Consider the following 13633-nt stretch of genomic DNA (forward strand, 5'->3'; position numbering starts at 1 on the left):
TTTCTCAGATTGTAGACAAAATAGCCATTTTTAACTTATATAAAATGGCTATTTTCTTTTTTATAAAGATTTTTAGTGATAATATACTAAAAATAGGCGTGAGCCTTAGATTATTGGATGTATCTTTCCACATCCAATTAGCTAATTTTTTTAGATTCATGCATGAGAAAATAAGACTCACCTCCATCTCAATTTTCGACAAGCCTCTTAATTTTGTATATCTCATACCATGTTTCTCTTTTGCATCTGCAAAAACTCGTTCAATTGTTTCTTTACGTTTACTGTAAACTTTTTTTACATATGGCTTATGTCTAAGATGATCAGCTTCTTCTAAATAATTTTGCCATATATGCCTTGTAACTAACTTTTGTTTATTTTTACTATTAGTGCAAATATTTAAGTGTTCACAAGATTTGCAATCACTTGGATTAGATTTATACTCTCTATACCCATCTCTATTGGTAGTTGAATATTTTAAAATTTTATTATTAGGACAAATATAACAGTCATAATACTCATCATATACATATTCATATTTCTTAAAAAATCCTTTTTTAGTCATAGGTCTTTTATATGGAATAGCAGGAATTATACCATCATCTAAAATAGTTTTACAAATATAAGGAGTTATATATCCAGCATCTATAGCTATCGCTGTTGTATGTTGTTTACTATTATTTTTTATCTTTTGATATAAATCGGAAAAAGCTACGCTATCATGTATGTTACCAGATGTAATATGAAAATCTAATATGAAATTATTGTTATCACAAGCTGTATGCGCTAGATATGCGAAGCATTTTTCTTTTTCATTTTTGAAGAACATGCCACTATCCTTATCTGTATTACTCTCTATTTTTTCCTTTTTTTTTACCTCTTCATTTTTCACTTCACATAATGGACTTTTTCCATGTTTTAATCTATCTTCATTTATCTCTTTTTCTAGTTTTTCTTGATAATGCTTAGCTTGAATATCTACCTCTACTTTAGTATATTTTTTCTTATTAGCACTAGCTTTTATATGTGTTGAATCTATATAGATATTAGAAGAATCTACAAATCCACATTTTGTAGCTCTCGCTAAAATTTCTTTAAATATTGATTCAAATAAATCTGTATTTTTAAATCGTCTTTCATAGTTTTTATTAAAAGTTGAGAAATGAGGAATTTTTTCAGTTAATGAGTAACCTAAAAACCATCTATACGCTACATTTACTTCTATTTCTCTAATTGTTTGCCTCATTGAAGGTATGCCAAATAAATATTGAATTAAAACTATTTTTATTAAAACAACAGGATCTATACTTGGAGCTCCTAACGGAGAGTATAAATCTTTTACTTTATCATAAATAAAACTAAAATCTATTGCATTTTCTATTTTTCTTACTAAATGGTTTTCAGGAACCAATCCATCTAATATAACATTTATTTCATCATCTCTAAAATTTTCTTTTCTTATAGTTAACATATTTATCACCTCATAAAGAGTATTGACAAAAATAAAAGAGCGTAGACTTTGTCTACGCTCTGAGAAAGTAATAGGTTATCCTATTACTTTCTATATTTACAAAAGTTTTGATTATAAATTAGAAAATTGATATAATAATATTAAAATATAAGTTTAGGAGAGATAATTAATGTATAATTTAAGTACTATATTAGCAAGTATGGTTGCGATAGCAGTAGCTATATCTGTCCATGAGTTTGGTCATGCATACTCGGCGCATTTATTAGGTGATGATACAGCTAAAATGTATGGAAGAATGACTTTAAATCCAGCAAAACATTTAGATATTATGGGTTTAATTGCAATGCTTATTGTTCATATAGGATGGGCAAAACCTGTACCTGTAAATCCAAATAATTTTAAAAACTATAAAGTAGGAAATGTAATAGTATCATTAGCAGGTGTTACTGCGAATATAATAACAGCTATAATATGCGTACTTATAAATAAATATGTAAATATGTTTGCAATAAATTTAATAGCGCAATATGTTATAGTCTACAATGTAGGATTTGCTGCATTTAATTTATTACCAATTCCACCACTTGATGGATGGGGTGTAATATCTTCATTTATACCATATAAGTATAATGAAATAGCATATAAATATGAAAGTATGAGTAGTATGATATTCTTAATCTTTATACTTACAGGAGCATATAGTATATTTGTATCTCCAATAAGTAATATAATTTGGAAAATAGTATACTTATTCGCATAATTTAAGAGGTAATTTAGATGAAATATAATGTACAGCTTAAGGTTTATGAAGGACCACTAGATTTACTATATGACATGATATCTAAACAAAAAATAGATATCAAAGATATATCTATTATAGATATAACTAAACAATATATAAATTATATAACTGCATTAGAGAAAATGGATTTAGAAGTAGCTAGTGAGTTTATAACTATGGCCTCAAAACTATTAGAAATAAAATCTAGATATTTATTATATAAACAAAAAGACAATAATGAGGTAGAAGACCCACGCTTAGAGCTTATGGAAAAGCTAGAAGAATATAAAAAGTTTAAGCTAGCTTCACAAGACTTAAAAGATAATATAACTTATGTAGACGATTTATATTATAGAAAAAAAGAAGAAATAATAATAGATGACACTATGGATTTAGATGATATATCTATAGATGCTATAAAAAATATACTTCCATACATATTAAAAGTTAAAAGTGAAGATAATAAACCTCAGAAAGATGAAAAATTAGAAAAAATAGTAAGAGGAAGAATAGTACCTGTTGAAGAAAAAATAGCATATATAAGAGAAATCATAAGTAGAGATAATGAGGTAAGCTTTATAAAAGTTATAGAAAATGTTGATAAAGATGAAGTAATTGCAACATTTTTATCAGTATTAGAACTTATAAAATCAAGAGAAATAGTAGTTTACCAAGATTTATTCTTTGATGATATATTAATAAAGAAAAATCTGGAGAGTTAGATATGAGACGTGAAGATATAAAGCATATTATAGAGGCTGTTATGTTTGCATATGCAGAACCGATTAGTATAAAAGAATTAAATGATATAATAAATGAGGAATTAGCAAGTAAAGAAATAGAGTATATGCTAAATAATCTTATAAATGAATATAAGGAAAATAACAGAGGTATACAAATAATAAAGTTACAAGATAAATACCAAATGTGTACGAATAAAGATTATTCAAGTTTCATAAAAAAAGTTCTTGAGCCTAAGAAAAAGAAAAGTTTAACTCAAACAACTTTAGAAACTTTAACTATAATAGCATATAAACAGCCAATAACAAAAGTTGAAATAGAAGATATAAGAGGTGTTAAAAGTGATAAGGCAATACAAACACTTTTAGAAAACAATCTTATAAAAGAAGCTGGAAGACTTGAAAAAATAGGTAAGCCTATAATATATAAAACAACTGATGAATTTTTAAAGCTATTAAATATAGAAAAGTTAGAGGATTTACCTCCTATAGAAAATTATGAAAATGATAATGAATAAAAAGGTGTGCTAAGTAAAATGGACCCTTTGTCAAGGACACTAGAAAAAAAGGGTTATTAAGAAGTTGCTAAAAGCTGATTTCTGTATTGTACAGGAGTCAGCTTTTTTAAATTCCACTGACAGCGGTCATTATTATAATAATCCATATAATCATCTATCAATATTTTAAGTTCTTCTATTGTTCTACAACTTTTGTAATCAATTTCATCTTTCATATGTCCAAAGAACGATTCTTGTGGGGCATTATCCCAACAATTGCCTCTACGAGACATAGATTGACCTAATTTATTTTTCTTAAGTAATTTTTGAAAAATTGGGCTTGTGTAATGAGAACCTTGGTCAGAGTGAATAAATGCATCTTTATGTAGTTTAAATGATTTTAATTTAACTAATTTATTTATAGTTTCAGTTACAATATCTATAGCTAAGCTATTAGAAAGATTATATGCTAATATTTCATTTGTTGAAGAATCTTTTATCGTAGATAAGTATGCTATTTTATTATTGCCGTACGGCATATATGTAATATCAGTTAACATTACCTTACCAGGTGTATTTTGTTTAAATTCTCTATTTAGCCTATTAGGAACTACTCTGTGTTCCTTTGTAGCTTTAGCGATACGTTTATATGGATTAGCTTTACGTATAGGACAAGTAATGTTATATTTTCGCATAATTCTTTGGATTTTCTTCCTATTCATTATGATATGAAATTTATTTTCTAATATCATTTTTATAGACCTAGAACCTTTCTTGTATCCACGATAGTTAAATGCTTTTAAAATAATTTCTTTAGATTTAAGATCTTTATGCTCCTTTATTCTTCGAGCTCTAAAATTACTTAGAAATTTATAGTAACCAGAAGCAGAGACATTAGCAATTTTGCATAAATGTCTCGTCATATTCTTAAGATTGAAATTTTTAATCAAATTTTGTATTAAATTAAATATTATAGATGACGGTATTTTTTTACTTATCACCTGCCTTTCTTGCAGCTCGAGCTTTTTTATTAATTCAAGCTCCGCTTTAAGATACGCTATTTCAGCATCTTTCTTAGCAAGAATTTCTTCAACAGTTAAATCTCTATTAAGTGTTCTTCCTGAATTTAATGTTCTAGTATCTTCTAAACCTAAAACCCCTTTATCTTTATATGCTGCTCTCCATCTTAAACTAGCAGACTCTATGCGTTTAATTCCAATTACATCAACATCAAATCCCGCATCTTCAAAAATTTTTCTTGAAGTTTTTCCGTTCTCATATTCAGCAATAAACTGTAACTTAAATTCATTAGTATAAGTTATACCTTTCGAGGTTACATTTTTTACATATTTATTTTTAGATAAATCTAGCATTTCTAGATCTGTAAATGTCTTTTTACTCATATTATAATCACTCCTTGTTTAATATTTTATACAAAAAAATCCTATATAGATAGACACTCTTTTTCTAGTGTCCACTATATAGGATCCATTTTAAAGTTTAGCACACTTTTTTTATAATGGATACATTTTTATTAATATAAAAATATTTTGTTAAATCAATGTATAAAGTATATATTAACTATTTTGATTACTAGGAAATTTAGTTTAAGTTTAACTTTATTACAAATAATTGGTATATATATGCCTTGTTTAGAAAATAATAGTGTTATGAATTATAGTGATATATTTAATTTTTTTATGATAATACTAGTTATAGTATCAATATTGACTATATTTATAAAGATGCCATTTCATATAATACTTACATCAAAAGTAGTCAATCAAGATATAAAAATAGATTTAAATTTAAGATATATGTTTAATATTATAAATATAAATATACCTATTTATCTAAGGAAAGTTGAATCTAAGAAAAAGGAGTTAAAAAAATCTAAAAGAAAAAGAAAACTTATAAAAAAATTAAAGTCAAGAAAAATACTTGCAAGAGACGTTTTTGCGATTTGTAGGCAATTGAAAAAAATAGATATAGAAGAATTTTATTCTGATGTTCATATAGGAAATACTAATATATCTATTACTAATTTTATATATTTATTTGTTAACTTAATTTATGGAAACTTAATAAATATAATAGATCCTAATAAATTTTATATGAATATAAAACCTAACTTTATAGAAAATAAACTATATATAGATTTTAAAATACACGTAAAGCCTAGTATAAAAAATATAATAGATATATTAAAGGCTATACTCATAGCAAATAAAAATAGCAAAAAAATAAAAAAGGAGTATAAAAAATATGAGAGCAACAGGATCAATACAAAACATCATGGAAACAACGCTTGAAACGATAAAAGGTTCTATAGACGCAAATACTATAATAGGAGATCCTATAAAAACTGATACTACAGTAGTAGTTCCTATATCAAAGGTTACTATAGGTTTTGGAATTGGTGGAGGAGAATATTCTAAGGGATATAAGGAAGAAGTGAATACAGATAAAAATGACACTAATTTTGCTGGTGGTAGTGCAGGTGCTGTTAGTATACAACCAGTAGCTTTTGTGGTTGTAGAAGATGGAGAAACTAGACTTATGAGCTTAGATAATAATATAAATATGATAGATAATATATTAACTATTACTCCTAAAGTAATTGAAAAACTTCAAAAACTATCTCAAAATAATAAACAAAGTTAAATTAAAAACTGATACTTTTGGGTATCAGTTTTTATTGTTTTTAAAATGAAATGATTTTAATAGTAAATAATATGTGCATATAGTATAATAAAAATTAACAAAGTAGTATAAAAATATTATCTGCATTATTGAGGTGACATTATGAACAATAAAGAAATATCTATTTCAATATTAAATAACATAGATAGTTTTTATAATTTGATAAAAATAGTAAATAAAGATAGATATAAAATAGATAAAAGTCTTACAGAGAAGCAGTTTTTTGCATTATCAGAATTAAAAAGACATAATAAAATGGAACTTAAAAAATTAAGTACTCAATTACATGTTTCAACTTCAAGTCTTTGTATATTACTTAATAAGCTTGTAGAAAAGAAGTATGTATATAGAGAAGAAGATAAAAGAGATAGGAGAAATACATTCTATGGAATTACAAAAGAGGGATTAGAAGTATTTGATGAACAAGTAATGAAATTTGTTGATGTTATTGATGAAAAAATAGATAAATTAAGTATGGAAGATAAACATAAATTACTTATATGTATGAATGATATAGGAGAAATCATAGGTAAAATGATATAATTATAGGAAAATATAGAAAATAAAGAATTTAAGTATTGACTAAGTTATGCTATAATTTAATTAGCCTAAGATTTTTATTTTCTTCTTACATTAAATTTGAAAATAAAAAGTTATTTGCTCGCTATAAATAGCGAGCTTTTTTATTATAAATAAAATTATTTTTTCTTACTTCTAAAATTAAAGGTAAGTTCTCTATTAAAAAATAAGATTGGTATATAGATTATAGTTGTAATTAAAGTAAATAAAATTGCACTTAGTAAACTATAGCTTGAAAAGCTGTAAGGGTAATTTGCATTTGTAAAAGTATTTAAAAAATAAATGAAAGAGAAATAAAGTATGCAGAAATTGAAATTATCCCTTAATGCATATTTATTTATACTAAACTTTCTAACCTCAGTTAGATAAACTGTAGTATAGACTAATATACAATTTGAAAAGAAGAATAAGTAATATAATATATTTGGATATCTATATCCTATGTTTGGGAAGAAGATCATACCTCCTATAGAGCATACTAAACTCCAAGAGAAAAATATATTAAATAATTGATAATTTTTAAAAAATAATATAGCTATACAAATATAAGATGCAAATCTATATATTCTAATAGGTAAACAAGTGTATACATCATAACTCCCCATTGAGATATAAGAAAACTGCTCGAAAGTAATTTCTAATATAATTAAAATACAAATTACTTTTTCAACTATATAGCTGTATGGCAATAGATGCTTTGTTAGTTTAGGGCATAAGTACAAAAATACGGAAAAAATTAATAACATAATTAAATGATCATTTGAAAAAAGAAAGGTATTTTCCATATAAATCTCCTTTATATAAAATTTAATTTAACTATTTTAACTAATTAAATTCTTATCTTGAAGTAATACTTAATACTTTTATATAAGATATATTAAATAGGACAATAAGACAGTTTTAATTTAAATAATAAACATTACATTAAAACAACCTGTTATTAATAAATTATATTTTTGAAGTTTATAAAATAGAAGTATTAAAAAATACTTTTGTAACAAAAAAATGGTATAAATAATAACTTATATAGTATAGATATTAAGACAATTGAAAATCTCGTTTTAAGGAAGTGAGAAAAATGAAAACTTTATCATGTGCAGATTCTGGAAGTAAATATTGTCCATGTCATCTTGCATATTCTAATGATTGTATAAGATGTAATATGTTAAATAAAAATAAAACATGTGATTGTATGTGGCAAGGTGTGTGTATTTACAACGAGGTTAAGCACAATAAAAATTCTCCAGTAGTACAGAGAAGTGAATATTTGTGTGACATAGAATCTATGAAGGTTGTTGAAGACAATACTTATTTGATTAGAATAAAAATACCAAAAGAATTATCAAAAGATTTACGAAGTCCAGGAGCATATGTTTTAATTAAAAGAAAAGATAAAGAAAGTGATATATTTAGTGCTCCTATTTCTGTAATGGATGTTGACTTAGATAAAAATATATTAGAAGTAATTGTAAGACCTATAGGAATAAAAACAAAAGGTATAATAAATTTTAATCAAGTTTATATTAAGGGACCCTATTTTAATGGATTATTTGGTATAAAAGATATAAAAAGCACATCAAAATCAAATTGTTTAATTATCTTAAATGGCTTATCACAAGTAAATTCAATAAATGTAATACGAAGATTAATAGAAAATGGCAATAAAGTAGATGTATTTATAAATCATAATGGAGTAATTTTAGATAATGTTGTTCAAAAAATATATGATTTAGGAGCTAATATATATCATATTGATATAGCACAGGATAAGGAATTTATAAGTGACTATATCAAATCTAACTATATAAAATTAGTATATAGTGGAGGAAGTAATCATTTTAATAAATCAGTTATGGATATAGTTGATTATGTAGATGAAAATATAAAGCTAGCGGTTTCTAACAATAATTTAATTTGTTGTGGAGAGGGAATATGTGGTGCTTGTAGCATAGACTTGAATGGAGTTAAGGTTAAAACATGTAAAACACAAGTTAATAGTAGAGAATATTTAAAAAGTATTTAATTAAGTTTTAGGGGGAAGTATTATGGCAAAAGTAGTTGTTATTGGAGGCGGATGGGCAGGATGTGCAGCTGCAATAGCTGCTAAAAAAGCAGGTGCAGATGTTTTAATATTAGAAAAAACAGACTTGCTTCTAGGGCTTGGCAACGTTGGTGGAATAATGAGAAATAATGGTAGATATAGTGCTACAGAAGAGGCAATAGCACTTGGAGCAAGGGAGTTATTTGAGATAACTGATAAATATGCAACTCATAGTAATATAGATTTTCCAGGACATAGCCATGCAACTATTTATAATGTAACTAAGATAGAGAAACCTGTAAGAGATAAAGTTAGAGAGATGGGTATAGATATTAGATTTTTTAGTAGAGTTGTAGATGTTAAACTTAATGATGATAAATTAGTTGCAGTTATACTAGAAGATGGCGAAGTTATATACGGAGATGCATTTGTTGAAACTACAGGTTCAACAGGACCTATGGGAAACTGCACAGCTTATGGTAATGGATGTGCAATGTGTGTACTAAGATGTCCATCTTTTGGAGGTAGAGTAAGTATAACTAGCAAATGTGGATTAGAGGATATGGTAGGTAAGAGAAAAAACGGAGATTATGGTGCATTTAGTGGTTCTATGAAACTTTTAAAAGAGTCTTTAAGTGAAGAAATACAAAAAGATTTAGATGAAAAAGGATGTGCAGTAGTTCCATTGCCTAAAGAACTTGTAAATGAGGGCATATTAGATATAAAGGTATGTCAACAATATGCGTTACCAGCTTTTGCACATAATATAGTGTTAATTGATACAGGTCATGCGAAACTTATGGAACCTTTTTATAATTTAGAAGTTTTACGAATGGTACCAGGATTTGAAAATGCGCTTATAGTAGATCCTTACTCTGGAGGTAAGGGAAACTCTATTAGATATATGTCTGTTGCAAAAAGAGATAATTATATGAGAGCCAAGGGAATGGCTAATTTATTTGTCGGTGGAGAAAAAGCAGGATTTTATGTAGGCCATACAGAGGCAATATGTACAGGTAGCTTGGCAGGGCATAATGCTGCTAGATATTGTGCAGATAGATATTTAATTCAACTACCAACGAATCTATTAATAGGTGATTTTATTGCATATTCTAATAATGAAATTAGTAAACCAGATGGTGAAAAATTAAGATTTACTTTTGCAGGAAGTATTTACTTTGATAGAATGAAGGAATTAGGTTTTTATAGTACGGATAGTAATGTTGCATTAGAAAGAGTTAGAAATGCTAGTCTAGAAGGATTATATGATAAAAAAGTAATAGGGTAGTATAAAAGGTGTAGCTCTTGCTGCACCTTTTATATATAAAAGCTTTCTATTAAATCAGGTAAATAATATTCTTTTAATTTTAAATATTCATCTTTTGTTAATTCAAACCTATGACATGTATCTCCAGAAGGTTTAATCTTAAAAGTATTAATATATTTAAATCCTAAATTTTCAAGCGATTTAGGTGTATACTTATTTTTTGTATAAGTTAAAGCAATAAGCTTATCTAAATTTAAAAGCTCAAAACCAGTTATAAGCGTAATCACAGTTAATTCAGTAGCGAAATTATGACCCCAGTACTTAGGATTAATACAAATACCTATTTCGGAACTTTTTGAATTAGGGTCAATGTTGTTTAAACCTATATTTCCTATAACTTTATTATCGTGCTTATAGTAGATAGCATAGTTACCTATATTTCCTTTTTTATAATTATTAATAAAAAAAGATTTTATAAAAATTTTAGTCTGAAGAATGTTTTTGTGAGTGCTAAACGATAAATATCTAAGTACTTTTTCTTGGCTAAAGTACTCAAAAAAATCAGGGGCACCCTTAAGTGTAGCAGGTCTAAGTATAAACTTGGGAGTTTCGATGATTTTCATCTGAGGATATTTTGAATCTGAAATCTTATATCCAAATAAATAGTCCATATCTTTAAACTCTTCATTTATATTTTCTATTTTATATATATGAAATATTTATAAAAAGGTTAATTAAACTAAATACACTAAATAATTACATAAAAATTATGCATTAGTGTATATAGTAGAGAAGGTTAAAGTATATAGAAATGATAGAGCAGGAATATTGAAAGTAGTAAAAGATAAGATTTGAATAATATATTGTAACAAATATTATAAATGAGAATAGTATATATTATAAATAAATTTATTTATAAATAAAAGAGTATATACTCATTATCTATCTTTTTGTAGTATCGCAAATAGGCAACTAAACTGTAAAATACAGCTAGAAAGAAAGTTGAGAACCAAACTACACTAATTATATATGTATATATATCTTACTAAAACTACTACCTGTAGTAAAAAATGAAAAATAAGCTATTTAATGAGTAGCTACAAAAAGATAGTGAAAAAGCTAGGATTGTTTCCTAGCTTTTTATTGTAACAACAACTATCTCAAAATAGAAATTAACATCGTTTTAATATAAATAGTTTTTCATCAGTATTTAAATATGACGTATTGAATTTTTTATACCATATCTTTCAATTTTTGAACCTAAAACAACTCTACATAGATTCATTCCTAGATTTACAATTTTTTGTATAACTATTTATTTTAATTATTGGATATAAATTAATTTAGCAACTAAAGAAATTAGAATAAATGACGTATATTATTAAATAAAACTTTGAGATAAGTAACTTTACTAATTAAAAGGTATATCATATAATAAAAAATATATGTAATAATTTGGAAAGGAGATATGGGTATGAAAGGTAAAATAGCATTAGCAACATTGGCAATGATACCTATGACAGCTAATAATGCATATGCATCGAATATAGGTACAGTGACAGCATCTTCTTTAAATGTAAGAAGTGGACCTAGTACAAGTTATACAGTAGTAACAACTGTAAAGAAAAATGATAAAGTTAATATATTACAATCATCTAATGGATGGTATAAAATAGAGACTTCATCAGGTAAGCAAGGATGGGTGTCATCTTCATATATATCAGCATCAAATAGCAATACAAATAATAGTACTAATAATAATACACAATCAAATATAGCTATAGTAAACACGGATGGACTAAACTTTAGAAATGGTGCAGGGACAAGTTATAGTATAATAAAGGTTTTAAATAAAGGCGAAAAAGTAGAGGTAATATCAGAAAGTAACGGATGGTCAAAAGTAAAGCATGATTCAAGATTAGGTTATGTTGCAAGTCAATATATAGATAAAGCTACTACAAATTATACAATAAAGGAAGTAAATACAGATGGATTAAATGTAAGAACGGGTCCATCAACAAGTTATGCAACCATAGGAAAGTTAAACAAAGGGACTAGAGTAGAAGTAATATCAGAAAGTGCTGGATGGTCAAAAATTAACTATAATAATAAAACTGCATATGTATCGAGTGGATATCTAAAGGCAGTATCAACAAGCACACCAGATACAAAACCAGAAGATACAACACAACAATACAAGGAAATAAAAGTAGTAAATACAGATGGATTAAATGTAAGAAAAGGACCATCAACAAGTTATGAATCAATAGGAAAAATAGATAAAGGAACGAGTGTAGAAGTAATATCAGAAAGTGATGGATGGTCAAAAATAAATTATAAAAACACAACAGCGTATGTGGCAACAAGGTATCTAGATAAAAAGAGTACAAATACAGAAGATACAACACAACAATACAAGGAAATAAAAGTAGTAAATACAGATGGATTAAATGTAAGAAAAGGACCATCAACAAGTTATGAGTCAATAGGAAAGATAGATAAAGGAACGAGCGTAGAAGTAATATCAGAAAGTGATGGATGGTCAAAAATAAATTACAAAAATACAACTGCATATGTTGCAACAAGGTATTTAGACAAAATAAGTAGTAATGAGCAAGTACCACCTGTAGTAGGTGGAGAGAGTACGGAAAATGTAAGTGGAGCAACTATATACTACAAAGCGCTAAATTATACACTTCAAAACCATGTAGATGCTCAGTATAAAAAAGCATTAGAGGGTGGTAATGTTATATCATCAAGTATATCAAGAATGAGTGAAGAATTGACTACTTCTATGCCACAGAGTAGAGCCTTTGTAACTCCTAGTAAAGCTGATTTAGAATACTACCTAAATCCAAAAAACTTTACAAATAGTGATAAAGGTATGATGCAATTTTTAAGACTTGATACATATAAAGGTGGAATAACGGAGAGTGAATTAAACTCGTATTTAAATTCATTACCAAAAGTAAATGGTAAAAATACAGTATTTTATAATCAAGGTAAAGCATTTATAAATGCAGCTCAAAAATATGATATAGATTTAGTATACTTAGTTTCTCATGCTATGTGGGAAACAGGATATGGAAAATCAGTACTTGCTCAAGGACAAACCATAACGAGCTATAAGGGTAAACCTCTAGATAAACCAGTTACTGTATATAATTTCTTTGGAATCGGTGCAATAGATAAGAGTGCAAATGTTTCAGGTGCAGAAGCATCATATTCTAATGGATGGACTAGTATTGAAAAAACTATAGAGGGGTCAGCTAAATGGATAAGTGCTAACTATATAAAAAGTTCAAAGTACAACCAAAATACTATATATAAAATGAAGTTTAACTATGATTACATTTGGCATCAATATGCAACAGATGTAAACTGGTCAAATGGAATATCAGGGATAATGAACAACATAATAAGTATGTATGATACTGCAAGTAATTTAGAATTCGAAGTACCTGATTATAAGTAATTGTTATTTATTTTAAATAATTTACATTGCATATATTATAATAATTTTAAATAAATTTACACAAAAGGAGCTAGTTAATAAA

13 protein-coding genes are annotated in these 13633 nt (G+C 26.4%); 9 read left to right on the forward strand and 4 right to left on the reverse strand.

Annotated features, from left to right (window positions below):
* Positions 1–4: 4 nt before the first annotated feature.
* Positions 5–1468, reverse strand: coding sequence for an IS1182 family transposase (locus BN7997_RS04965; RefSeq protein ID WP_071119372.1), 1464 nt, complete (start codon positions 1466–1468; stop codon positions 5–7).
* Between the two features lie 169 nt (positions 1469–1637).
* Here BN7997_RS04965 and BN7997_RS04970 point away from each other — a divergent pair, with 169 nt between their 5' ends.
* From BN7997_RS04970 to scpB, 3 genes are read left to right on the forward strand one after another with little or no spacing between them, the layout of a single operon-like run.
* Positions 1638–2228 carry a site-2 protease family protein gene (locus tag BN7997_RS04970; RefSeq protein WP_071119760.1) on the forward strand — a complete coding sequence of 197 codons (591 nt, stop codon included), beginning with the start codon at positions 1638–1640 and terminating at the stop codon, positions 2226–2228.
* Between the two features lie 17 nt (positions 2229–2245).
* The gene (locus tag BN7997_RS04975) at positions 2246–2971 is read left to right on the forward strand and encodes a segregation and condensation protein A (RefSeq protein ID WP_071119761.1); all 726 of its coding nucleotides are present in this window, start codon (positions 2246–2248) and stop codon (positions 2969–2971) included.
* A gap of 2 nt (positions 2972–2973) precedes the next feature.
* Entirely contained in the window at positions 2974–3507 is a 534-nt protein-coding gene (gene scpB / locus BN7997_RS04980; protein WP_071119762.1) for an SMC-Scp complex subunit ScpB, read from the forward strand.
* Positions 3508–3563: 56 nt separating this feature from the next.
* Here the strand turns inward: scpB and BN7997_RS04985 are convergent, their stop codons facing one another.
* Positions 3564–4889, reverse strand: coding sequence for an IS3 family transposase (locus tag BN7997_RS04985; RefSeq protein ID WP_071119763.1), 1326 nt, complete (start codon positions 4887–4889; stop codon positions 3564–3566).
* Positions 4890–5186: 297 nt separating this feature from the next.
* On the opposite strand from BN7997_RS04985, the gene BN7997_RS04990 reads away from it, so the two are divergent.
* The 3 genes from BN7997_RS04990 to BN7997_RS05000 all read left to right on the forward strand — a co-directional run bounded on the left by BN7997_RS04990 (position 5187) and on the right by BN7997_RS05000 (position 6732).
* The gene (locus BN7997_RS04990; RefSeq protein ID WP_195906797.1) at positions 5187–5798 is read left to right on the forward strand and encodes a hypothetical protein; all 612 of its coding nucleotides are present in this window, start codon (positions 5187–5189) and stop codon (positions 5796–5798) included.
* The gene (ytfJ, locus tag BN7997_RS04995) at positions 5752–6150 is read left to right on the forward strand and encodes a GerW family sporulation protein (RefSeq protein ID WP_071119765.1); all 399 of its coding nucleotides are present in this window, start codon (positions 5752–5754) and stop codon (positions 6148–6150) included. Before BN7997_RS04990 ends, ytfJ begins: the two co-directional genes overlap by 47 nt.
* Positions 6151–6291: 141 nt before the next feature.
* Positions 6292–6732, forward strand: a complete 441-nt coding sequence (locus tag BN7997_RS05000) for a MarR family winged helix-turn-helix transcriptional regulator (protein WP_071119766.1) — start codon at positions 6292–6294, stop codon at positions 6730–6732.
* Positions 6733–6887: 155 nt separating this feature from the next.
* Here BN7997_RS05000 and BN7997_RS16425 read toward each other — a convergent pair whose 3' ends face one another.
* Positions 6888–7553 carry a TMEM164 family acyltransferase gene (locus BN7997_RS16425; protein ID WP_071119767.1) on the reverse strand — a complete coding sequence of 222 codons (666 nt, stop codon included), beginning with the start codon at positions 7551–7553 and terminating at the stop codon, positions 6888–6890.
* A 293-nt stretch (positions 7554–7846) separates the two neighbouring features.
* On the opposite strand from BN7997_RS16425, the gene BN7997_RS05010 reads away from it, so the two are divergent.
* Both BN7997_RS05010 and BN7997_RS05015 read left to right on the forward strand, forming a co-directional pair.
* Positions 7847–8791, forward strand: coding sequence for a 2Fe-2S iron-sulfur cluster-binding protein (locus BN7997_RS05010; protein WP_071119768.1), 945 nt, complete (start codon positions 7847–7849; stop codon positions 8789–8791).
* Between the two features lie 22 nt (positions 8792–8813).
* On the forward strand, positions 8814–10097 hold the full coding sequence (locus BN7997_RS05015; RefSeq protein WP_071119769.1) for an FAD-dependent oxidoreductase: 1284 nt from the start codon (positions 8814–8816) through the stop codon (positions 10095–10097).
* 29 nt (positions 10098–10126) lie between these two features.
* On the opposite strand, the gene BN7997_RS05020 is transcribed toward BN7997_RS05015, so the two are convergent.
* Positions 10127–10747, reverse strand: coding sequence for a GNAT family N-acetyltransferase (locus tag BN7997_RS05020; protein ID WP_071119770.1), 621 nt, complete (start codon positions 10745–10747; stop codon positions 10127–10129).
* An 803-nt stretch (positions 10748–11550) separates the two neighbouring features.
* On the opposite strand from BN7997_RS05020, the gene BN7997_RS05025 reads away from it, so the two are divergent.
* Positions 11551–13551 (forward strand): SH3 domain-containing protein, encoded by a 2001-nt coding sequence (locus BN7997_RS05025; RefSeq protein ID WP_071119771.1) that lies wholly within the window; start codon positions 11551–11553, stop codon positions 13549–13551.
* Positions 13552–13633: the final 82 nt, after the last annotated feature.

The sequence above is a fragment of the Romboutsia timonensis genome (genome assembly GCF_900106845.1).
Lineage (GTDB): Bacteria > Bacillota > Clostridia > Peptostreptococcales > Peptostreptococcaceae > Romboutsia > Romboutsia timonensis.